At 71.5% G+C, this 21,243-nt stretch carries 22 protein-coding genes and 1 pseudogene; 13 read left to right on the top strand and 10 right to left on the bottom strand.

Features of this window, described 5'->3' with window-relative positions; genetic code table 11:
• The first annotated feature begins 9 nt into the window (after nucleotides 1-9).
• Nucleotides 10-1,134 (top strand): FAD-dependent oxidoreductase, encoded by a 1,125-nt coding sequence (locus tag Drose_RS27470; RefSeq protein WP_260724207.1) that lies wholly within the window; start codon nucleotides 10-12, stop codon nucleotides 1,132-1,134.
• A gap of 95 nt (nucleotides 1,135-1,229) precedes the next feature.
• Here Drose_RS27470 and Drose_RS27465 read toward each other — a convergent pair whose 3' ends face one another.
• Both Drose_RS27465 and arfB read right to left on the bottom strand, forming a co-directional pair.
• The gene (locus Drose_RS27465) at nucleotides 1,230-1,940 is read right to left on the bottom strand and encodes an RlpA-like double-psi beta-barrel domain-containing protein (protein WP_260724206.1); all 711 of its coding nucleotides are present in this window, start codon (nucleotides 1,938-1,940) and stop codon (nucleotides 1,230-1,232) included.
• An 11-nt stretch (nucleotides 1,941-1,951) separates the two neighbouring features.
• Nucleotides 1,952-2,377, bottom strand: a complete 426-nt coding sequence (gene arfB, locus Drose_RS27460) for an alternative ribosome rescue aminoacyl-tRNA hydrolase ArfB (RefSeq protein WP_260724205.1) — start codon at nucleotides 2,375-2,377, stop codon at nucleotides 1,952-1,954.
• Between the two features lie 110 nt (nucleotides 2,378-2,487).
• Between arfB and Drose_RS27455 the strand changes: the two genes are divergently transcribed.
• Together Drose_RS27455 and Drose_RS27450 are read left to right on the top strand one after the other, a co-directional pair.
• Nucleotides 2,488-2,895, top strand: a complete 408-nt coding sequence (locus Drose_RS27455; protein WP_260724204.1) for an ATP-binding protein — start codon at nucleotides 2,488-2,490, stop codon at nucleotides 2,893-2,895.
• A gap of 9 nt (nucleotides 2,896-2,904) precedes the next feature.
• Nucleotides 2,905-3,471, top strand: coding sequence for a GNAT family N-acetyltransferase (locus tag Drose_RS27450; protein ID WP_260724203.1), 567 nt, complete (start codon nucleotides 2,905-2,907; stop codon nucleotides 3,469-3,471).
• Here Drose_RS27450 and Drose_RS27445 read toward each other — a convergent pair.
• The 3 genes and pseudogenes from Drose_RS27445 to Drose_RS27435 all read right to left on the bottom strand — a co-directional run bounded on the left by Drose_RS27445 (nucleotide 3,453) and on the right by Drose_RS27435 (nucleotide 4,677).
• On the bottom strand, nucleotides 3,453-3,821 hold the full coding sequence (locus Drose_RS27445) for a YchJ family protein (protein ID WP_260724202.1): 369 nt from the start codon (nucleotides 3,819-3,821) through the stop codon (nucleotides 3,453-3,455). The two genes, Drose_RS27450 and Drose_RS27445, sit on opposite strands and share 19 nt — an antisense overlap.
• A gap of 2 nt (nucleotides 3,822-3,823) precedes the next feature.
• Nucleotides 3,824-3,970: pseudogene (locus tag Drose_RS27440) on the bottom strand (helix-turn-helix domain-containing protein); the annotation flags it as partial.
• Between the two features lie 11 nt (nucleotides 3,971-3,981).
• Nucleotides 3,982-4,677, bottom strand: a complete 696-nt coding sequence (locus Drose_RS27435) for an RICIN domain-containing protein (protein ID WP_260724201.1) — start codon at nucleotides 4,675-4,677, stop codon at nucleotides 3,982-3,984.
• Nucleotides 4,678-4,830: 153 nt separating this feature from the next.
• On the opposite strand from Drose_RS27435, the gene ald reads away from it, so the two are divergent.
• Both ald and xerD read left to right on the top strand, forming a co-directional pair.
• Complete coding sequence (gene ald, locus Drose_RS27430; protein ID WP_260724200.1) at nucleotides 4,831-5,946, top strand: alanine dehydrogenase; 1,116 nt, start codon at nucleotides 4,831-4,833, stop codon at nucleotides 5,944-5,946.
• Nucleotides 5,947-5,955: 9 nt separating this feature from the next.
• Complete coding sequence (xerD, locus tag Drose_RS27425; RefSeq protein ID WP_260724199.1) at nucleotides 5,956-6,909, top strand: site-specific tyrosine recombinase XerD; 954 nt, start codon at nucleotides 5,956-5,958, stop codon at nucleotides 6,907-6,909.
• 118 nt (nucleotides 6,910-7,027) lie between these two features.
• Here xerD and Drose_RS27420 read toward each other — a convergent pair whose 3' ends face one another.
• The 4 genes from Drose_RS27420 to Drose_RS27405 all read right to left on the bottom strand — a co-directional run bounded on the left by Drose_RS27420 (nucleotide 7,028) and on the right by Drose_RS27405 (nucleotide 10,544).
• Nucleotides 7,028-7,249: a hypothetical protein gene (locus Drose_RS27420; protein ID WP_260724198.1), complete on the bottom strand. Its 222-nt coding sequence runs from the start codon at nucleotides 7,247-7,249 to the stop codon at nucleotides 7,028-7,030.
• A gap of 227 nt (nucleotides 7,250-7,476) precedes the next feature.
• Nucleotides 7,477-8,649: a hypothetical protein gene (locus tag Drose_RS27415; RefSeq protein ID WP_260724197.1), complete on the bottom strand. Its 1,173-nt coding sequence runs from the start codon at nucleotides 8,647-8,649 to the stop codon at nucleotides 7,477-7,479.
• The gene (locus tag Drose_RS27410) at nucleotides 8,576-9,202 is read right to left on the bottom strand and encodes a SigE family RNA polymerase sigma factor (protein WP_313899934.1); all 627 of its coding nucleotides are present in this window, start codon (nucleotides 9,200-9,202) and stop codon (nucleotides 8,576-8,578) included. The genes Drose_RS27415 and Drose_RS27410 overlap by 74 nt, the downstream gene beginning before the upstream one ends.
• A 67-nt stretch (nucleotides 9,203-9,269) precedes the next feature.
• Nucleotides 9,270-10,544 (bottom strand): serine/threonine-protein kinase, encoded by a 1,275-nt coding sequence (locus tag Drose_RS27405; protein ID WP_260724196.1) that lies wholly within the window; start codon nucleotides 10,542-10,544, stop codon nucleotides 9,270-9,272.
• Nucleotides 10,545-10,713: 169 nt separating this feature from the next.
• Here Drose_RS27405 and Drose_RS27400 point away from each other — a divergent pair, with 169 nt between their 5' ends.
• The 7 genes from Drose_RS27400 (at nucleotide 10,714) to der (ending at nucleotide 18,572) form a co-directional block, all read left to right on the top strand.
• Nucleotides 10,714-11,649 carry a ParA family protein gene (locus Drose_RS27400; protein ID WP_190248004.1) on the top strand — a complete coding sequence of 312 codons (936 nt, stop codon included), beginning with the start codon at nucleotides 10,714-10,716 and terminating at the stop codon, nucleotides 11,647-11,649.
• A gap of 34 nt (nucleotides 11,650-11,683) precedes the next feature.
• Nucleotides 11,684-12,682, top strand: a complete 999-nt coding sequence (locus tag Drose_RS27395; RefSeq protein ID WP_260724195.1) for a segregation and condensation protein A — start codon at nucleotides 11,684-11,686, stop codon at nucleotides 12,680-12,682.
• A 509-nt stretch (nucleotides 12,683-13,191) separates the two neighbouring features.
• A complete protein-coding gene (scpB, locus tag Drose_RS27390) occupies nucleotides 13,192-14,196 on the top strand; it encodes an SMC-Scp complex subunit ScpB (RefSeq protein WP_260724194.1) in 1,005 nt (334 codons plus the stop codon).
• Nucleotides 14,183-14,974: a pseudouridine synthase gene (locus Drose_RS27385; RefSeq protein WP_260724193.1), complete on the top strand. Its 792-nt coding sequence runs from the start codon at nucleotides 14,183-14,185 to the stop codon at nucleotides 14,972-14,974. Before scpB ends, Drose_RS27385 begins: the two co-directional genes overlap by 14 nt.
• A 233-nt stretch (nucleotides 14,975-15,207) precedes the next feature.
• On the top strand, nucleotides 15,208-16,203 hold the full coding sequence (locus Drose_RS27380) for a helix-turn-helix transcriptional regulator (RefSeq protein ID WP_260724192.1): 996 nt from the start codon (nucleotides 15,208-15,210) through the stop codon (nucleotides 16,201-16,203).
• Nucleotides 16,204-16,472: 269 nt separating this feature from the next.
• Entirely contained in the window at nucleotides 16,473-17,144 is a 672-nt protein-coding gene (gene cmk, locus Drose_RS27375) for a (d)CMP kinase (protein WP_260724191.1), read from the top strand.
• Nucleotides 17,145-17,198: 54 nt separating this feature from the next.
• Nucleotides 17,199-18,572, top strand: a complete 1,374-nt coding sequence (gene der, locus Drose_RS27370; RefSeq protein WP_260729819.1) for a ribosome biogenesis GTPase Der — start codon at nucleotides 17,199-17,201, stop codon at nucleotides 18,570-18,572.
• Nucleotides 18,573-18,652: 80 nt separating this feature from the next.
• Here der and Drose_RS27365 read toward each other — a convergent pair whose 3' ends face one another.
• Complete coding sequence (locus Drose_RS27365) at nucleotides 18,653-19,438, bottom strand: hypothetical protein (protein ID WP_260724190.1); 786 nt, start codon at nucleotides 19,436-19,438, stop codon at nucleotides 18,653-18,655.
• Between the two features lie 225 nt (nucleotides 19,439-19,663).
• On the opposite strand from Drose_RS27365, the gene Drose_RS27360 reads away from it, so the two are divergent.
• On the top strand, nucleotides 19,664-21,205 hold the full coding sequence (locus Drose_RS27360) for a PKD domain-containing protein (RefSeq protein WP_260724189.1): 1,542 nt from the start codon (nucleotides 19,664-19,666) through the stop codon (nucleotides 21,203-21,205).
• Nucleotides 21,206-21,243 lie beyond the last annotated feature (38 nt).

Genomic DNA, 21,243 nt, shown 5'->3' with positions numbered 1-21,243 from the left:
GTGCAGACCGTGGATGTGTTGGTCGTGGGTGCGGGCCTGGCCGGCCTGCACACGGCCCGCCTGCTCGCGCGTCGGGACCTGAGCGTGATGGTGGTCGACAGCCGCAGGTCGCTGTCGTCGGGCATCCGCACGACGGGGATCTTCGTGCGCCGCACGCTCGACGACTTCGACCTGCCGGACCACCTGCTCGGCCCCGGGGTCCGGGACGTGCTGCTGTATCCGCCGTCGCGGCGGGCGCCGGTCCGGCTCACCAGCGACCGGGACGAGTACCGCGTGGCCGACATGGCGGGCGTCTACGGGCACGCGCGCCGTGCGGCGGAGGAGGCCGGGGCACGGGTCGTCCTCGGCGTGCGGTACATCGGCGCCTCGACGGGTCTGGTGCGGTTCGCGGGTGCGGAACCGGTGACGGCCCGGTTCGTCGTCGGCGCGGACGGTGCCCGCTCCCGGGTGGCCCGCGATCTCGGCCTGGACGTCAACCGGCGCATGCTGGTCGGTGCCGAGATCGTCCACCCGATCGCGTCGGGCACCACCGACCCGGCGTTCCACTGCGTGCTGGACCCCCGGGTCGCGCCGGGATACCTGGGCTGGGTCATCGACGACGGCCGGCACGCGCACGTCGGCGTCGCGGGATACCCGGGCGGGATGCGCACCGGTGTCCGCCACCTGCTGGACGAGTTCGCCGCGGACGCGCCGGGCCGCGCGGCGCCGGCCGGTCCGATCGAGCGCCGGGGCGGTCCGATCCCGGTCGGCGGTGTGCTGCGACGGTTGGCGTGCCCCGCCGGGCTGCTCGTCGGGGACGCGGCGGGCGCGGTGTCCCCGCTGACGGCCGGCGGGCTGGACCCCTGCCTGCGCATGTCCGAGCTTGCCGCGGCGGTCACCGCCGGATACCTGCGCACCGGCGACCAGCGCATCCTCAGCCGGTACGACGGGGGCGCGTTGCGGGCCCGGTTCCGCGGCCGGCTGTTGCTGCGCCGCGTGTTCGCCGGCATCCGATCCCCCGCCGCGGCGGAGGCGGCGGTGGCGCTGCTGCGCGGTCGTGCGGGTCGCCGCGTGGCGGCGCGGGTCCTCTTCGGCGACGGCTCGTTTCCCGATGTCGGCCCGCTGCTCGCGAGCCCGGCGATCGACCATCCGTGACCCGGAGGACCCCGCCGGCCGGCGCCGACGTCCCTCGACCGCCGGACGTGCCCGTCATGCCGGTGGCACCGAAGACGGTGCCCTTCCCGCCGCCATCATGCCCGAAGGACCGACAGCGTCGCGCCCTTCAGGGTCGTGTAGAGGTCGGAGTCGGTGAAGCCGGGGCCGGTCTCCTCGCCGATGTAGAGGTCGACGTGCTTGCTGCCGCCCAGGCCGGGCGTGAACTGGTCGACGATCGTCCAGGTGGGCTCCTTGAGACGGGCGCACACCTCCGCCGTCACCTCGGCGGTGCCGCAGCGCAGGACGGTGAACCGGCTGCCCACCCGCAGGACGTCGCTGTCGGCCGCCGCCGACACCCAGGGCCGCAGCGGCCGGCCGTCCGCGTCGCGCGGGGCGGTGTCCATCCAGTAGCCGGTGTCGTGGGACCAGTTGAGGTACCGGCCGTCGGCGGTCTTGCCGGTGCCCTCGTTCTTGACCACGTCCACGAACGAGGCGGGGTAGCTGCCCAGGTCCTGCTGGTCGACGCCCCGATCGCAGTCGATCGTCGGGCAGCCGGTGACCCGGACCGTCGCGCCGCTGTGGAACGCGGCGACCGCCGTGTAGTAGACGGTGACCTCCCAGCCGGTCAGGTCGACCGGGCTGCCCGCGGCCGCCGGGAGGCTCGGCAGTCCCGGGACGGCGGCCGTCTGCGGCGGGTGGCCCGGTGCCTCGCTCGCGGCCGTCCGGGAATCGGAGGAGGGCGCGGCACCCCCGCACGACGTCAACAGGAGACTCAACGCGATCAGGCAGACACGGTGCAGTACCACCCCGTGATTTTCTAATCTTCGGGGCGCCGGCGTTCCTGTTTCCGCCGGGAACGGTGCCGTTTGTCGCTGAGCCGCCGCTCGATGACTCCACGTGACGGCTTGGTTCGCGTTCGCGGCCGGGGCGGCGGGGCGATCGCGGCGGCGATGACCGCGACCAGGCGCTCCTCGGCGGCGCGGCGGTTCTGGAGCTGCGAACGGTGCTCGGAAGCGACGATCGACAGCACCCCGTCGACCAGCCGGCCGGCCAGCCGATGCAGCGCGCGAGTCTTCAGCGGCTCCGGCAGCGCACCCGTCGCGGCCAGGTCGAACCGCAGCTCGACGCGGGAATCGGTGGTGTTCACCGACTGGCCGCCCGGCCCGCCCGAGCGGCTGAACCGCCACGTCAGCTCCGCGCGGGGCAGGGTGACATCGGGGGTGACCCGCAGATCGTCGTCCACCCGCCAATCTTGCGTCGCCCGAATTGCATCTTGCGCTTCAGGGTGACTTCGCCGACGCGTCCCCGGCGCCGGGGGGTACTCTCGGCGGGACACAGCGGAAAGGTGACGCCGTGGCCGATGCCGTTCAGACGACGGCGCTGCTGGTCGAGGACTTCGACGCTGAGCAGATCACCGCGGTCCGGCATGCCGTGAGCCGGGGCGCCGCGGGTGCCGGCATGCACGGGCGACGGCTCGAAGACTTCGTGCTCGCGGTCAACGAGATCGTCACCAACGCCGTGCGGCACGCCGGCGGCCGCGGGTCGCTGCGGATGTGGATCGTCGACGGCGTGCTCGTGTGCGAGGTCACCGACAAGGGCGGCGGCATCCCGGCCGAGCGGATCAACGGGCAGGACCTCCCGCCCAGCCACGCCGTGAGCGGCCGCGGGCTCTGGCTGGCCCGGCACCTCGTCGACGAGGTCGAGCTGCGCACGAGTGCGGGCGGCACAATTGTGGTGCTGCGCAGCGCGGCCGGCGGTTAACATCACGGCGTGCTCCGTCCGACGTATCCCGTGCGCACCGAGCGGCTGGTCCTGCGCCCGTTCACCGCGGACGATCTCGCCGACCTGCGCGCGCTGACGGGCGACCCGGAGGTCGTGCGGTATCTCTACTGGGAGGTCCACGACGAGGAACAGACCCGCGAGGGGCTGCGCCGGCGGATGGGCCAGAGCGAGCTGGCCGAAGAGGGCCAGTGGCTGGTGCTCGCGATGGACCTCGACGGCAAGGTCATCGGCCAGGTCGTGCTCAAGTGGACCAGCATGGAGCACCGGCAGGGCGAGCTCGGGTTCGTGCTGCACCCCGCCTATCAGGGCAAGGGCTACGCCCGTGAGGCGTCGGAGGCCGTGCTGCGGCTCGGCTTCGAGGATCTCGGCCTGCACCGCATCACGGGCGCCTGCGACACCCGCAACGTGCCGTCCTGGCAGCTCATGTCCCGGCTCGGGATGCGCCGCGAGGCGCACTTCGTCGAGGACGAGTGGTTCAAGGGCGCGTTCGGCGACCAGTACATCTACGCGATGCTCGACCGCGAGTGGCGCGCCCGCTACAGATCGTCGACGTAGCGCCAGGCCCCGCCGACCTTCACGAACCGGCTGCGGTCGTGCATAACGCCCGCCCGGCCGTCCTCGGTGTACCTGGCGCGAAACTCCACGACGCCCTCGCTGTCGAAGAGGCCGCCGCCCTCGCGCGCCAGGATGGTGAGCCCCTGCCAGGACTGGTTGCGCTCCAGCGTCAAGGCGTGCGGGCGGGTCTTGTCGTGCCAGGTGTGCAGCAGGAAGGCGCGGTCGCCGACGACGTACGCCGTGTAGCGGGCCCGCATCAGCAGTTCCGCGCTCGGCGGCTCGGCGCCGCGATGGTACCGGCCGCAGCAGCCGTCGTACGGCTCGCCGAGCCCGCAGGGGCAGTTCTCCATGGTCACGATTGTTCCCGGTGCCGCTGGGGCGTCATGCCGCGGATCCGCTTGAACGCGGCGCTGAGCGCGAACGCGCTGCCGTAGCCCGCCCGCCGGGCCACCGCGCCGAGCGTCGCACCGGGCCCGAGCAGCAGGTCGGCGGCGACCGCCGGCATGACCGCTACTGGGCCACCTGCCAGCGCTGGTTGGCGGAGTTGTCGCAGTCCCACTGGCGGACCGCCGCGCCCGGGTCGGGACTGCCGCTGTCGACGCCGATGCAGCGGCCGCTGTTGACGCTCACGAAGCGGAAACCGTCGCCGTCGCGCCGCAGCCGCCACTGCTGGTTGGGGCCGCCGTGGCAGTCCCACCGCACGATCGGCGCGCCGTTGTCCTTCGAACCGCCGTGGACGTCGAGGCAGCGGTTGTCCCTGGCGTTGACGAACAGGAACGTGTCCTGGCTGTTGCCCACGATCTGCGGCACCCACAGCTCGGTGGGGTTGTTGCCGTCGCACGGCTGCTGGACCGCGTTGGCGCCGTTGCCCCCGTCGCTCCGCATGCACAGCCCGGAGTGCGAGGCCCGCAGTAGACTCGGCTTCACCTGCAGTAGCGCCGCCGGACGTGTGGGTGACGGAGTGGATGAGGGAGTGGGTGACGGCGGGGCCGAGGTCGGCGGTGCGGCCGACGACGTCTCCGGCGCCGGCAGGTCGGTCCGCCGCTGAGCGTCGTTCGAGCTTCGCGGCGAGTCGGAGGTGAACGCCCGCACGCCGAGGACCACGCCGACGATGAGCGCCACCACCAGGAAGGCGAACGCTCCCAGCAGCACCGGATCGGGCTTGGGCGCTGGCGGCGTCGGTCGTTGCCCTCCGTACATGGTCATGGCCGCACAGCATAGATCAGCCTTACGGCGGACAGTCTGTCAATCCAGGGCCGTAGGAGTTCACACTGTGCTGCCCGCAATCGCACTCTCCGGGCCATAAACTCCCGCTTGTACACACAGCGTGACGGACGCTGGTGGAGAGGGGTCCGAACAGTGAAGGTCGCAATTCCGCGCGAGGTGAAGAACCACGAGTACCGCGTGGCGATCACACCGGCCGGCGTCCATGAGTTCGCCGCCAACGGGCACGACGTTTTCGTCCAGGCCGGAGCCGGTGCGGGCTCGTCGATCACCGATCAGGAGTATCGCGAGGCCGGCGCCACCATCGTGCCGACCGCCGACGACACCTGGGCCGCCGGTGACCTGGTCCTCAAGGTCAAGGAGCCGATCGCCGAGGAGTACCACCGCATGCGCGAGGGGCAGGTGCTCTTCACCTACCTGCATCTGGCCGCGTCGCGGGACTGCACCGAGGCGCTGATCGACCGCAAGGTCACCGGCATCGCCTACGAGACGGTCGAGCTCGCCGACAAGTCGCTGCCGCTGCTCGCTCCGATGTCGGAGGTCGCGGGCCGGCTCGCACCGCAGGTTGGCGCGTACCACCTGATGCGTGCCGGCGGCGGGCGCGGCGTCCTGCTCGGCGGCGTCTCCGGGGTGTACGCGGCGAAGGTCGTGGTCATCGGCGCCGGCGTGTCCGGGCTCAACGCGGCCGCGATCGCGCTGGGCATGCAGGGCGAGGTGCTGCTGCTGGACAAGAACATCGCCCGGCTGCGCGGCGCCGACGCCATCTACCAGGGGCACCTGCAGACCGTCGCCTCGAACAGCTACGAGATCGAGCGCGCCGTCCTCGACGCCGACCTGGTCATCGGCGCGGTCCTCGTCCCCGGCGCGAAGGCGCCGAAGCTGATCAGCAACGACCTGGTGAAGCGGATGAAGCCGGGCAGCGTGCTCGTCGACATCTCGATCGACCAGGGCGGCTGCTTCGAGGACTCCCGGCCGACGACGCACGACGACCCGATCTACCGGGTCCACGACTCGATCTTCTACTGCGTGGCGAACATGCCCGGCGCCGTGCCGCACACCAGCACGTACGCGCTGACCAACGTCACCCTGCCCTACGCGCTGGAGCTGGCCAACCGCGGCTGGCGCGAGGCGCTGCGCCGCGACTCGGCGCTGGCGCTCGGCCTGAACACGCACGACGGGCACGTGACCTACGGCCCGGTCGCCGACGCGCACGGCATGAGCCACGTGGCGCTGGCGGACGTCCTGGCGTAAAACGATCAGGTGGCGGTCGGCGGCACGGACGAGATCAGCGCGGTGCTGCGCCGTGCCGTCGACACGTACCTGGACCACCTGACCGTCGAGCGGGCGCTCGCCGTGAACACGCTCGCGTCCTACCGCCGGGACCTCGACCGTTACGTCGAGTGGCTGGCGGAGGCCGGCGTCAAGGATCTCGCCGACGTGTCCGCGCGGGACATCGCCGGGCACGTCGCCGCGCTGCGCTCCGGCGCGCCCGCCCTGTCGGCGTCGTCCGCGGCCCGGGCGGCCAGCGCCGTGCGCGGCCTGCACCGGTTCCTGCTGCTGGAGGGCCTCGCGCCGAACGACCCCTCGCGCGAGGTGAAGCCGCCGTCACTGCCGAAGCGGCTGCCGAAGGCGCTCGACGTGGACCAGGTCGCGCGGCTGCTCGCCGTCCCCGACGGCAGCGGGCCGCTGGGCATGCGCGACCGGGCGCTGCTGGAGTTCCTGTACGGCACCGGCGCGCGCATCTCCGAGGCGGTCGGCATCGCAATCGACGACCTCGATCTCACCGGCCGGCACGGCATGGTGCTGCTGCGCGGCAAGGGCGGCAAGACCCGGCTCGTGCCGATGGGCAGCTACGCGCGCTCGGCGCTGGACGCCTACCTGGTCCGCAGCCGCCCGGCGCTCGTCACGAACGGCCGCGGGGTGCCGGCGGTGTTCCTCAACGCGCGCGGCGGCGCGCTGTCCCGGCAGAGCGCCTGGACGATCCTGCGCAAGTCGGCGGTGCGGGCCGGGCTGCCGGTCGACGGCCCCACCGGCGTCTCACCGCACACGCTGCGCCACTCGTTCGCCACGCACCTGCTGGACGGCGGCGCCGACATCCGCGTCGTGCAGGAGCTGCTCGGCCACGCCTCGGTGACGACCACCCAGGTCTACACGCTGGTCACGGTCGACAAGCTCCGTGAGGTGTACGCGACCGCACACCCCCGGGCCCGCTGACCCGCACCCCCTTTTCGCGTTGATCTTGCAGTTGTGGTGCCGGACAAACCCGGACATCGTGGGAGTGTCGAGGCACCACAACTGCAAGATCGACGCACAAAAGGGCAGGGCGTGGCGGTTACTTGTGGCGGTTGTACATTCTGGGGGCCTTCGGGGTGGCGCCCTTGCCGGCGCCGCCGCGAGCGCCGCCCCGGCCGCCCGAGCCGGGCGGGAGGGAGCGGTTGGCCTGAGCGCGGCGGATCGCCTCGAGCGGGTTCGACGGACGGTCCTCGGACTCCTCCGCGGACACCCGGTCGGATTCGGCGGCGGGCGAGGACGGCTTGGCGGAACGAGCAGGCATGAGCGTCTCCTTCGCGAAAACGGTGCTGGAAGCGGCGAGCGGACAGGCTGCGGCCGCGCGGAAACGCGAAGCGGGGATCAGCAGAAACCCACAACGGGGGCCAGCCTGCTGCGTCAGGGCAGCGGCGGCACGCGCGGCGTCGGTGGGCTCAGAAACGCATGCCAAAACGGTAACAGCACCACGCCGTCCGCGCACGCGGTTTTTTCGGCGAGGTGCTGTGACCGCCGCTACCCGGTGAAGACCTCTGTCACCGGGGGCCAGCTACCGCGGTCGTCGGGGTCCGCCGGATCCATGACGGTCGTCAGCTCGACGGTCAGGCCGGGCGGGAACAGCTTCGTGCTGTCGCCCTCGACTCGCACGTACGTCCGGTCGCCGGCCGGCCGGGTGCACACCAGCGTGCCCGCCGTGCAGGCCGGTTTGGCCGGGCTGCCGGCCAGGGGCGAAGGGTCGCCGGACTGGTTCACGCCGACGGAGAGGGTGATCGCGCCGAGCGTCTCGAAGTCGATCATCCCGGTGAGCGGCACCTGGGGCGGCCTCAGCGTGAGCCGGACCGACGAGATGAGCGTGCCGCCGTCGGGGGAGTCCTGGCCGAAGCTCGCGGCCGCCAGGGAGTACCGCTGCGGCGGGGTCTTCAGCCGGAAGCCGATCCGGAACTCCTTCGGCTGCGCGGGCGTGAGCCCGTCGGCGATCGCCGTCAGCTCCGCCACGGTCGGCGCGTCCTCCCCCGGCGACCAGTAGATCGCCGCCCAGGCGTCGTCGGTGTACTGCCACGCCAGCGTCGGAATCCCGCCGCCGGGCCGGCTGTACCGCTTGAACGTCTCCGCCGTCAACGCGGAAGATGCCCCCGGCCCGGCGGCGTAGTGCAGCAGCCCGACGGACCCGCGCAACTGGATCCGCTCCGCCGGATCGAACATCTTCGGCTCGAACGCGTGCTCGCGGTACACGACGAGCACACCGCCGGACGCCTTCGTCCTGACCGCCGGCGCCGACATCGACGGGGTCGGCGTGGGCGACACCGGCGCGATCGTGGACTGCTGATAGGCGGTGGTCACCAGGTCCGGGTCGCTGACGAAGTACCGCCCGGCGGGGTAGCCCCGGTAGGTCGTGGTGAACGCGGGCGCGGCGGCGAACTCGGCCGGCTCCGCCGACGACCGCATGCCCGGCAGGTGGCTCGGGCCGAGCGCGGATGTCATCGGCGCGGGGTCGTTGAGCACCAGCACCGCCGCCGCGGCCGCGATCGCGGCGACGACACCGCCGCCGGCCGACGAGAGCAGGGCGAGCCGGCGCCGGCGCCGCTCGAGGCGCCGGCCCGCGGCGGTGATGTCGTCAACGCTGAGCCGCGGTGGCGGCGCGTCGTCCCTGGCCGAGGTCAGCAGAGTACGCAGATCCTGGGGTGCCATGCCCTTCCCTCCTGTTCTCCTCGATGCCTGCGGGGTGACCGTCAGCAAGGCCGTCCGTGACCCGGAGCTCGTCCGTGCCGAGCAGCGCGCGGAGCGCGGCGAGCCCCCTGGCGGTCTGACTCTTGACGGTGCCCGGCTGGCGGCCGAGCACCTCGGCGGTCTCTTCAACGCTCAGCCCCTCGTAGTAGCGCAGGACGAGCACGGCGCGCTGGCCGGGCGCCATCCGGGCGAGCGCCGCGCGGATGCGGATCCGCTCGTCGACCTGGTCGGCGTGGTCGGGCCCGGGCAGGTCCGGCAGGCTGTGCCCGGCCGGCCGCTCCCGGCGGCGCCACGGCCGGCGGCTCTCGTCGACCAGGGTGTGCACGATCGCCCGCCGCGCATATGCCAACGGGGTGTCGACCTTGGTCCAGCGCACGTACAGCTTTGCCAGGGAGGCGGCCACGGCGTCCTCGGCCGTGTGCCAGTCCCCGCACGTCAGGTAGGCGAGCGAGCGCAGCCCGTCGAATCGCGCGGCGACGAAATCCCGGAAGTGCGCCTCGTCGTCTTGGTTCACCCGTCTGGGCTCCCTTCGTCCGGGGGTAGACGGAGTCGGCCCGGGCAGGGTTGCACGTCTCGGTGAACTACGGCGTCGGGGACTTGTCCAGCGTCGGGGACTTGTCCGGCGACGGCGGCGGGGCGTCCGACGTCGGACCGGGCGCGGGGGACGACCGCGGTGGCTCGCTCTGCGGCGCGGGGGAGCTGGGCGCCGCGGACGAGGCGACCGCCGAGGCCGACGGCGACGTGGACGCCCATCCGGTACGTGTGGCGGCCCCGCCGTCGGGCGCCGGCGTCGACGCCGCCGGGATCACACCCGCGGACTTGCTGGGGACGGTCGCGGGGCCGATGTCGGTGTCCAGGGCCTCGCGGGTCAGCGCGATCAGGGCCAGGATCACCCCGACGGCGAGGGCGGCCAGGGCCAGGCCGACCGCCACCGGGAACCACGCCGGGCGGCGCGGCGCCTCGTCGTCGTCCAGGTCGTCCGCGACCAGCTCGGCCGTGTCGGAGACCGACGGCGACGACGCGCGCACGGCACGTACGACCCCGTTCTGCGCCTCACGGGCCGCGACGGCCATCGCGGCGGCCGAGGGGAACCGGGCCTCGGGGTCCTTCTCCATCGCTTGCTCGACCAGCGCCCGCGCCGCGACGGGGAGGTCGTCGGGCAGCGGTGGCGGCTCCTCGTGCAGGTGCTTGACCGCGATCTCCAGCGGCGAGTTGCCGCTGAACGGGGGTGCGCCGGTGAGGCAGTGGTACGCCACCGCGCCGAGCGCGTAGATGTCCGTCGACGGCGAGATCGTCCCGCCACGCGCCTGCTCGGGCGACATGTAGAGGGCGGTGCCGATGACCGCGTTGACCTTCGTGACGGACGTCACGGACGACGAGCGGGCGACACCGAAGTCGACCAGCGTCACCGTGCCGTCGTCGGCCACGAGCAGGTTGCTCGGCTTCACGTCGCGGTGGATGACGCCCTTCGCATGCGCGGCCTGCAGCGCCTCGGCCGCCTGGGCCACGATCGTGAGCGTCTCGTCGACCGGCAGCGCACCCTCACGGGCGATCCGCTCACCCAGCGGCCGTCCGTCGACGAAGGTCATGACCAGGAACATCGTGCCCTCGGACGTCTCGCCGTAGTCGTAGACGCCGACGACACCCGGATGCCCGATCGCGGCCATGATGCGCGCCTCGGCGCGGAACCGGCTGCCGAACTCGCCGTTGCTCGTGTGCCCCGGCAGCAACACCTTGACCGCGACCGTCCGGCCGAGCGTCGTGTCGGTGGCGCGGAACACCTGCCCCATGCCGCCGCTGGCGACGAACTCCTCGAGGCGGTAGCGGTCGCCGAGCACGTCCCCTGGTCCCAACACGTGGATGACCGTACCCAACGATGAGCTTCGCGACACGCCGAGGCGCACTGTGCCGTATGTACCCTGCAGTGACGTACAGTCGGGCAACGGTCGACTCGCTTCCCCAGATCGCCGACGCCGATCTGGCCCGAGGGTGGAGACGGCCCGCCGCGGAGGGGCGAAGATAGCGATGACAGGCATGGGTGACCAGGCGGAGTCGTGGACCACCACGATGCGCGCCGAGCAGGCATCGCTTGACCTCGGTGCGGAGTTGGGTCCTGCCGACCCGACGGCATACACGATGCGCAAGCCGATCCCCGAGCCGATGCCGATGGACCGGCACGGCCCGGCGCGGATCATCGCCATGGCCAACCAGAAGGGCGGCGTGGGCAAGACCACGTCGACCATCAACCTGGGGGCGGCGCTGGCGGAATACGGGCGGCGGGTGCTGCTCGTCGACTTCGACCCGCAGGGCGCGCTCTCGGTCGGGCTCGGGGTGAACCCGCACAATCTCGACCTGACGATCTACAACATCCTGATGGACTCGGACGTGACGGTCGAGGACATCCGGATCAAGACGGATATCGCGGGCCTGCACCTGCTGCCGGCCAACATCGACCTGTCCGCCGCCGAGATCCAGCTCGTCACCGAGGTCGCACGCGAGATGGCCCTGGCCCGGGTGCTGCGTCCGGTGCTCAAGGAGTACGACTTCATCCTGATCGACTGCCAGCCGTCCCTCGGCCTGCTGGCGATCAACGCGCTCACGGTGGCGCACGGCGTGATGATCCCGCTGGAATGTGAATTCTTCTCACTTCGTGGCGTCGCGCTGCTGCTCGACACCATCGACAAGGTGCGCGAGCGGCTCAACTTCGACCTCGAGCTCGAGGGCATCCTCGCCACCATGTACGACAGCCGCACCACCCACTGCCGCCAGGTGCTCCAGCGGGTCGTGGAGGCGTTCGGCGACAAGGTCTACCAGACCGTGATCACCAAGACGGTCAAGTTCCCCGAGTCGACCGTCGCCGGCGCGCCGATCACCGTGCTCGATCCGGCCTCCTCGGGCGCCCGCAACTACCGGCAGCTCGCCCGTGAGGTGATCGCCCAGCAGGCCGAGCGGCGCTTGTAGCGGCTCATCGCGGTTCTTGCGCTACGTTTCTCCGGTGACCGATCCCGCAGCCCCTCCCACGGATGCCCCTCCTGGGATTGTCGAGGCCGCCTCGACTTCGGGCTTCCAGGTCAAGCTGGCCAACTTCACCGGGCCGTTCGACCTGCTGCTGCAGCTCATCGGCAAGCACAAGCTCGACGTCACCGAGGTCGCGCTGCACACGGTGACCGACGACTTCATCGCGTACATCCGGGCGATGGGCGACGACTGGGACCTCGACGAGGCGTCGGAGTTCCTCGTCGTCGCCGCCACGCTGCTCGACCTCAAGGCCGCCCGCCTGCTGCCGTCGGCGACGGTGGAGAACGAGGAGGACCTGGCCCTGCTGGAGGCGCGGGACCTGCTGTTCGCGCGACTCTTGCAGTACAAGGCATTCAAGGAGGCGGCCGCGCACATCTCCGGCCTGGAGGCGGTGGGCTCGCGGCGCTATCCGCGGTCGGTGTCGCTCGAACCGCGGTACGCCGAGGCGCTGCCGGACCTCGTGCTCGGCGTCGGCCCGCAGCGGCTGCTGAAGCTGGCGCTGAAGGCGTTCACGCCCAAGCCGCCGCCGGTCGTGTCGATCGCGCACATCCACATGGTGCGGGTCAGCGTTCGGGAGCACGCCAACATCGTGAAGGATCGGCTGATCGAGCAGCGCGAGGCGACCTTCAGCGCCCTGTGCGTGGACTGCGGCTCGACGCTCGAGGTGGTGGCCCGATTCCTGGCACTGTTGGAGCTGTACCGGGAAAACCTGGTGAGCTTCGAGCAGGTTCAGGCGCTGGGCGAGTTGGTGGTCCGCTGGATCGGCACCGACGACACGAACGTCTCGATCGAGGTCGAGGAGTACGAAGGCGCTCCCGCTCCCGCGCCCGCCCCGTCGGCGGCTCCGGCGGGCTCTGCTGCGGGTTCTCTGGATCAGCCTCTGGAGGGTGCTCCGGCGGGTTCTCTGGCGGGTTCTCTGGCGGCCGGGCCGGCGACGGTGGGCGCGGTTGACGTGGACAGCGAGGTGGACGAGTGAATCAGGACGACCGGCGGTCGCTCGCCGACCAGGCGGCAAACTGGGTGCCGCCGTGGGAGCGCCCCAAGCCCCCGGCCCCGGAACCTCGCGCTCCCGAGCCGCCTGCGGATGCTGTCGAGCCCGCGGAACCTCCGGACGCCGCTCCCTCAGGTTTGGCTGCCTCGGGGTTGGCTGCCTCGGACGCTGCTCCCTCGGGTGCCGCTCCCTCGGAGACGGTTGCCTCGGAGTCTGCTGGTTCGAGCACAGTTGGTTCGAGCGTGGCTGTCTCGGATTTGGCTGTCTCGGATGTGGCTGTGTCGGGGTCGGCTGGTTCGAGCACGGTTGGTTCGGATGTGGCTGTGTCGGGGCCGGCTGATTCGGAGGCGCTTGGTTCGGGCGCGGCTGCTTCCGAGATCGCTGTTTCGGAGCCCGGTACAGGGATGGTCGAGTCCGCGGGTGCTGGTTCGGCGGCAGTCATTGCGGAGCCTGTCGCTCCGGATTCCTCCGAGCCCGAGTGTGAGCCTGCTGGTGTGGATGGTGCCGCCCCCGAGACGAGTGCCTTCGAGATCGCTGTTTTGGAGCCCGACGCCTCGTCGTCCGCCGAGAAGCCGGGGGAGGAGACCGCAGATCCTGCGGCCGAGTCGGCCGACGCCACCGCCCCGGAGCAGACCGGCGAGGCGGAGTGGGCCGGGGGCGCGGAGCGAGTCGGGGATGCCGAGTGGGCTGAAGGGGCTGTTGGCTCTGGCGTTCCCTCGGATCGCTCCGCCATTCCGGACATTTCCGATTCATCGGACATACGCGCAGCCGACGGGGCGGTCCCGGGGGAGGCGGAGCGGAGTGTGGAGCGTTCTGGTCGCCAGGACGACCAGAACGCTCCACAGCGCGGTGACAGCCAGTTGATCTTGGAGGAGATAGATCTCCAGGAGGGTCGCAGCGCTCCAGCATCCGCAGGTGGCGAGCCTGGCGCGCCCGAAGTGCCGGTCGCCATGTCCGACGCCGAGCTGCGTGGTGCGGTCGAGGCCATTCTGCTCATCGTCGACGAGCCTGCCACCGAAGTCTCCCTCGCCCAGGTGCTCGAGCAGCCTGTCGATCGGGTACGCGGGGCGCTGGAGGACATCTCCGGGCAGTACACCTCCCTGGGGCTTGGGTTTGATCTTCGACGCGTCGCCGGGGGCTGGCGGCTGTACACCCGGCCCGAGTATGCGAGCTACGTTGAGAAGTTCGTCCTCGACGGGCAGCAGGTCCGGCTGACGCAGGCGGCGCTGGAGACACTTGCCGTGGTCGCGTACAAGCAGCCGGTGACCCGGTCCCGCATCTCTGCCATCCGGGGGGTCAACTGTGACGGTGTGGTCCGTACGCTGGTAACGAGGGGCCTGATCGAGGAGGTCGGGAGTGAGCCCGAAAGCGGGGCGCATCTCTACCGCACGACCACGCTGTTCCTGGAGAAGCTCGGCCTGGACAGTGTCGACCAGTTGCCCCCGCTCGCCCCGTTCCTTCCCGACGACATAGATGAGATCGCCGATGCCCAGCGCTGATGCTGAAGAATTCACCGCGTCCGCCTTCGACGCCCCGCCGGATGTGCGGCCGCCACGCGACGACGAGCGGCTGCAGAAAATCCTTGCCGCCGCCGGGCTGGGATCGCGGCGCACGTGCGAGCGCATGATCGAGGAGGGGCGCGTCACCGTCAACGGCAAGGAGGCCACGCTCGGTGACAAGGCCGACGCGATCCGCGACGCGATCCATGTCGACGGGCAGCGGCTCGTCACCGACACGCGGATGGTCTACCTCGCGCTGAACAAGCCGCGCGGGGTCGTGTCGACGATGGACGACGAGAAGGGGCGCGATGCGATCGCCGACTTCCTGCCCAACATCGCGACCCGGGTGTTCCACGTCGGCCGGCTCGACGCCGACAGCGAGGGACTGCTGCTGCTCACCAACGACGGGGGGCTCGCGCACAAGCTGATGCACCCGTCGTATGAGGTGGCGAAGACCTACCAGGCGGAGATCCAGGGCCCGGTGCCGCGTGCGATGGGGCGGCAGTTGAGGGCCGGCGTCGAGCTGGAGGACGGCCCGGTCAAGGTCGACGCGTTCCGGGTCGTGGACGCATACGGCAAGGTGGCGCTCGTCGAGGTCGTCCTCCACGAGGGCCGCAACCACATCGTGCGGCGCATGTTCGACGCGGTCGGCTTCCCGGTGCAGCGGCTGATCCGCACCCAGATCGGCCCGATCCGGCTCGGCGACCTTCGACCGGGCCGCACGCGGCACCTTTCTCAGGCCGAGATTGGAGCCCTGTTCAAGGCCGTCGGCGAGTGACGTGATCGTGGGCGCCCCGCTGGTCGGGGCGCCCACGATCGTCAGGTGGACCGGTGCATCGCCCGGATGCCGACCCACAGCCCGACCAGTGCCGTCGCCGTCGCGGCCACGAAGCCCCAGGCCACCGCCGTTCGGCGAGCCGGCCGCCGAACAGCAGGCGCTCGGCCCGCACCGAGGAGCTTCCCCGAGGATGCGGACAGGTCCTGTCCTCATCGCCGGTGATACTGGGTGGCATGTTGGAGACGTCGGCTCGCCTGCTCGCCCTGCTGTCCCTGTTGCAGGCCCGGCGCGACTGGCCCGGGCGGACGCTCGCCGACCGGCTGGAGGTCAGCCCGCGCACGGTCCGCCGTGATGTCGACCGGCTGCGGGAGCTCGGCTACCCGGTGCGGGCCACCCGCGGCCCGGACGGCGGCTACCGCCTCGACGCCGGCTCGGAGCTGCCACCGCTGCTGTTCGACGACGACCAGGCGGTGGCTGTCGCGGTGGCGCTACAGACGGCGACGGTGACGGTCGAGGGCGTGGAGGAGGCCGCGCTGCGCGCGCTGGCGACCGTACGGCAGGTGATGCCCGCCCGGCTGCGGCATCGCGTCGACGCGCTCCGGGTGACGCGGGTCGCGAAGGGCAACCAGCGCGCGGCGAACGTCGACTCGGAGGTGTTGCTGGCCATCGGGACGGCGGTGCGGGCGCGGGAGGTGCTCCGGTTCGACTACGCCGGGCGGCGGGAGTTCCTGGAGGGGGAGCAGGTCCGGCCGCCCCGCCGCGCGGAACCGCACCATCTCGTGACGTGGGGTGGCCGGTGGTACCTCATCGGCTGGGACCTCGACCGCGGTGACTGGCGCACGTACCGCGTGGACCGGATGACGCCGAGATCGCCGAACGGCCCGCGGTTCACGCCCCGGCCGCTGCCGGCGCCGGACGTGGCGGCGTTCATCGCCGAGCGGTTCGAGGGCCACGATCCGTTCCCGTGCCGGGGGAGCGCGATCCTGCACGCGCCCGCCGCGGCCGTCGAGGAGTGGGTCCGTGGCCAGGCGATCGTGGAGGTCGTGACGCCGGAGCGCTGCCGGGTGACGATGAGTAGCTGGTCGTGGGCGGGCCTGGCGGCGTGGTTCGGGATGTTCGACGCCGACCTGGAGATCGTCGGCCCGGCGGAGCTGCGCTGCGCGGCGGAGACCCTGGCGGGCCGGTACGCACGAGCGGTCCGGGACCGATCCGGTTCGACAGGCACATGATCACCGGATCGTCGCCGAACCGATGGGTAAGCGGGCCACCGGCCGGGCGCCGGACTGGATGGTCGCCCGTGCGCGTGCCGTGCGGGCACACCTGGACCTGCGGGACGCTGACCGACCGCACGGTGGGCGAGGGGCGCCCGAGTGCACCGTGCGTGAGCGAGCCGGCGCGGCGGCCCCGACGGAGGCCTCCCGTAGCGAGGCGTCACCGGCGGGTCGGTTACTGTCGAACCGGAGTCTTCCGCGGTTTCATCGGGGTGAGGAGAACGGGCGTGCGCGACGAGAGCCGGCAACTGGTGGTTGCCGTGGACGGGCCCTCCGGCTCCGGCAAGTCCACCATCTCCCGCCGGGTCGCGCAGGCGCTCGACGCCCGCTACCTCGACACCGGCGCCATGTACCGCGCGGTGACGTTCGCGGTCCTGCGCGACGGGGTCGACCTGCGGGACGCCGACAAGATCACCGCGGTCGCGGAAGGCCTCCGGCTCGGCATCGGCACCGATCCGCTCGACCCGCACATCAGCGTCGACGGCATCGCGGCGGACCGGGAGATCCGCGGTCCCGAGGTGACGCGAGCCGTCTCCGCCGTCTCCGCGGTGCCGGCGGTGCGGGCCCTCCTCGTCGCCCAGCAGCGCGCGATCATCGCCGCGTCGGTGCGGATCGTCGTCGAGGGCCGCGACATCGGCACGGTCGTCGCGCCGGACGCCGACCTGAAGGTCTACCTCACCGCGTCCGCCGACGAGCGAGCCCGCCGCCGCAGCTCCGAGAACGCCGCCAGCCATGCGGCCACAGCGGCCGATCTCGCCCGGCGTGACAGACTTGACTCGACGCGCGCCGCCGACCCCCTGCGCCGGGCCGACGACGCGGTCGTGCTCGACACCACCGCCCTCGGCATCGACGAGGTCGTCGAGCGCCTCCAGCGAATGCTGGAGAAGGTGACGGCATAGGCCACCGGGCGAAGGATAAAGGGAATTCCCGTGAGTGCTGAGGCATCCGCCGACATCAACGTCGACGAGGGCGGCGTCGATGTTCCATCGGGCGGCGCCGAGCTGATCCTGCCCATCGTGGCTGTCGTCGGCCGGCCCAACGTGGGCAAGTCGACCCTGGTCAACCGCATTCTCGGCCGCCGGCAGGCGGTTGTCGAGGACGTCGCCGGAGTGACCCGAGACCGGGTCGCCTACGACGCGGAGTGGACCGGCCGCCGCTTCACCGTCGTCGACACCGGCGGCTGGCTGCCCGACGCCAAGGAGCGCGCGAAGGCCATCGCCACCCAGGCCGAGATCGCCACGCAGACCGCCGACGTCGTCCTCTTCGTGGTCGACGCCACGATCCCGCCGACCTCCGACGACGAGGCCGCGGTCCGGATGCTGCGCCGCAGCGGCCGGCCGGTCGTCCTCGTCGCCAACAAGGTCGACAACGCGCGCATCGAGAACGAGACCGCGAGCCTGTGGAGCCTCGGCCTCGGCGAGCCGTTCCCCGTCTCGGCGTTGCACGGCCGCGGCTCCGGCGATCTCCTCGACAAGATCCTGGAGAGCCTGCCGCCGCCGATCCCGGCCGAGCCGCGCGAGACCGGCCCGCGCCGCATCGCACTCGTCGGCCGGCCCAACGTCGGCAAGTCCAGCCTCCTCAACAAGCTCGCCAAGGAGGAGCGCGCGGTCGTCGACTCGGTCGCCGGCACCACCGTCGACCCCGTCGACAGCCTCGTCGGCTTCGGCGGCGACACCTGGCACCTCGTCGACACCGCCGGGCTGCGCAAGCGCGTCGCACACGCCAGCGGCACCGAGTACTACGCCTCGCTGCGCACCAACGCCGCGATCGAGGCCGCCGAGGTGGCGATCGTCCTGCTGGACGCGAGCGAACCCATTTCCGAGCAGGACCAGCGGATCATCACGATGGTCATCGAGTCGGGGCGGGCGCTCGTCATCGCGTTCAACAAATGGGATCTCGTCGACGACGACCGCCGGTACCAACTCGGCAAAGAGATCGAGCGGGAACTCCGCCGCGTGCCGTGGGCGCTGCGGGTCAACGTGTCGGCGCTGACCGGCCGGGCCGTCGACAAGCTCGCACCGGCGCTGCGCACCGCGTTGAACAACTGGGAGCGGCGCATCCCCACCGGCCAGCTCAACCAGTGGCTCACCGCGCTCGTGCAGGCGACCCCGCACCCGGTCCGCGGCGGCCGCGCCCCGCGGGTGCTCTTCGCGACCCAGGCCGGGGTGTCGCCGCCGAAGTTCGTGCTCTTCACGACCGGCGCGCTCGATCCGGGCTACGTCCGGTTCGTCGAGCGCAAGCTGCGCGAGGAGTTCGAGTTCATCGGCACGCCGATCCACATCACCGTGAAGCCGCGGAAGAAGAACGGCGTCCGGGGGCGGAAGTAGTCGCCGCCGGCGTGGCCCCACGGCGGCGTCCTCCCTCTGGCAGGGCTGACGCCGGCGCGGGGCCGCCCGATCTGAGCGGATCACCCGAGCGCGCCCGCCTGCTCGCCGATCGCTTGCCCGGCGGTGTTCGGCCCGAGCAGTACGCGCAGTTCCAGGCCTTTCATCAGCCATGACGCGCCGAAGCTGAGGATGGCCAGCGTCTCGCCGACGATCAGCGAGTAGTCCTCCAGCAGCCCGGTCAGCTTCGACACGGCGATGCACAGCACCGCCGCCCCGATGCCGGCGCTGCACGTCCAGTGGAACCGCCGCCAGAAGGCCGGCGCCAGGCTGCCCCGGTCGTCCCCGGTCCGCCGGCCCTCCCGGACCCCGAAGAACAGGCTGATCACCCCGAGCGCCAGGATGAACACCGCGGCGGAGACGTAGTGGACGGTGGCGACGGTCGTCTCGCCGAGATCGTGCTGCAGTGGCGTCAGCGCGGTGCCCTCGCCGTCGCTGGGCCGGTCGGTGGAGAACAGCGCGACCCCGAGCGCCGCCATCCCGGCGACGGTGCTGAGCAGGTTGTCGAGGTTGTGCTCGAAGACCTTGTACGTCATGAGGAACACTCCCGTGACGCACAGGCACCCGACGAAGACGTCGCGCATGCCCGAGTAGAAGTACGCGCTGAGCGAGCCCTTGGCGAGCAGCGAGCCGTGCTCGAGCGCCCAGTCGCCGAGCACCAGCACGAACGGCAGGGCGACGCCGACGAAGCCGATCACCGCCCGCATCAGCAGGTACGACCGGAGGTAGAGGACGCGATCGCCGTCATCGCAGAACTCCGCCGTGCTCGGCCGCCGCGGCGCCTCGGTCTGCGGATCCAGGTAGCCCATGGGGTGCCCCCAGCTCTCGAGAGGTGTATGTCTCTAGGAGGGCTCTGAGCACCCGCTGATACACGATGCGGTGGCGTCTTCGGCCGTTCGTGGCTCGCAGCGATCTCGGTTCCGCCGCAACGGGGTGCCGTCCGGACCGATCGTCTGATCCGCTCCAGGCACCTGATTCCTACGCTCGGTGCTGGCAGCCGGACTCACCGTCCGGTCAACCGGGAGGTCGAGCCGATGCGTCTGCGTACCGCCGTGCTAACCACCGCCTTGACGATCACCGCGACCGCCCTCGCGGCAGGCGCTGTCACCCCGACGGCGGCGATGGCCGCTCCCGTCACCGTCCCGCTGAACGTGGTCGACTGGGACCAGCCGGTTCCGTCCTGCGACGGTACCCCGCACAGCGACACCAAGGTCGGCACCGTTACCGTCACCCGCGCCGCCGGTGGCGTCGACGTCACAGTGGACCTGACCGGCGGCGGGGTGAGCACCGGATCCGTCTACTCCATCGTCGTGTGGGAAGAGGCGCCGGTGTGCGCCGGACGCAGCATCGCCGAATGGGACGAAGGCACCGACGGCCGCGGAGCGGTCACCGCACCCCTGCCGCTGCCGTACGTCAACACATTGCCCGGCGGCGGAACGATCACCCTTGGCGACGGCCAAGGCACCGAACGACTCGTCGTCGTGCTCTACCTGCACGGCGGTGACAACTCCGGCCCGGTCTTCGTCGCCGGCCCGATCCCGCTGCCCGGCACGGCCCCGGAGCCAGGCCCGAACACACCACCACGCGTCTACGCCGGCGCTGACCAAACCGTCACCGGAACCAGCACCGTCAACCTCGCTGGCACGGTCACGGACGACGGCCGGCCCGCACCACCCCGGCTGACCCGACGCTGGTCCCTGGTCAGCGGGCCGGCACCGGTCACGTTCGCCGACGCCACCGCGGCCGCCACCAGAGCCGTCATGCCCGTAGCAGGCACATACACCCTCCGGCTGACCGCGTCCGACGGTCAACTCACCGCGTCCGACACCGTCGTCATCCGGGTCCGGGAACGGTACCGGATCGAACTGCGCGCGTGGATCCCGCAGGAAGCCGTCGTCGACCCCATCCACCCCGTTCCGTTGCCGCTGCAGGCGAACAGCCTGGACAGCCGGTCGGCCTGTGGTTACGTAGGCGGCCCGCTGGTCCAGTCGTCGACGTTCTCCGGTGACGACCACGTCGGATACGACGGCAGCACCGCTGGCACCGTCAAGCCGTTCCGTGGCCAGATCTCGACAGAGTTCATCTGGGACGGCACATCGATCTCCGGGTTCACCGCTGGAACGGGAGAGTACGGCACCAGCCACCGAGTGTTCCGTCTGACGAAGGACGGCGACACCAGCACCTGTGAAGCGGTACAGACCGCCGACCGGGCCGCGAGCACCCGTCAGCTCAATCCCGCGACGGTCCGGCTCACGCTGTCCACGGCGATGCCGATGATCGCGCTCTCCCCGACGATCGACTCCGACCTGCTGGTGGGCTTCAGCAACGCCCGAAAACTGACGGTGTACGCCCACACCGACATGTTCCCCAGTCACGGCTTCCGGATCTACAAGAACGACGCGATCATCTACACGCGGGTCACCCGGAACGTCTCGTGCGTGCCGGTGCTCGGCTGGCCCGGCTTCTGGAGCCTGGTCAGCGGCCTCAACTGGATGGGCAACAACGTGACCGTGACGATCGACACCGCCGCGCCACCCGCCACGATCATGCCGGCGTGCCGACCGCGGCTGCCCTGATCTGGTCCAGTTCGCGGGGGGACTCCCGGGCCCCTGCG

It is taken from the genome of Dactylosporangium roseum, assembly GCF_025264685.1.
Taxonomy (GTDB): Bacteria; Actinomycetota; Actinomycetes; order Mycobacteriales; family Micromonosporaceae; genus Dactylosporangium; species Dactylosporangium roseum.
Note: the sequence above shows the minus strand (reverse complement) of the source record. Positions and strands in the feature narration are given on the sequence as shown.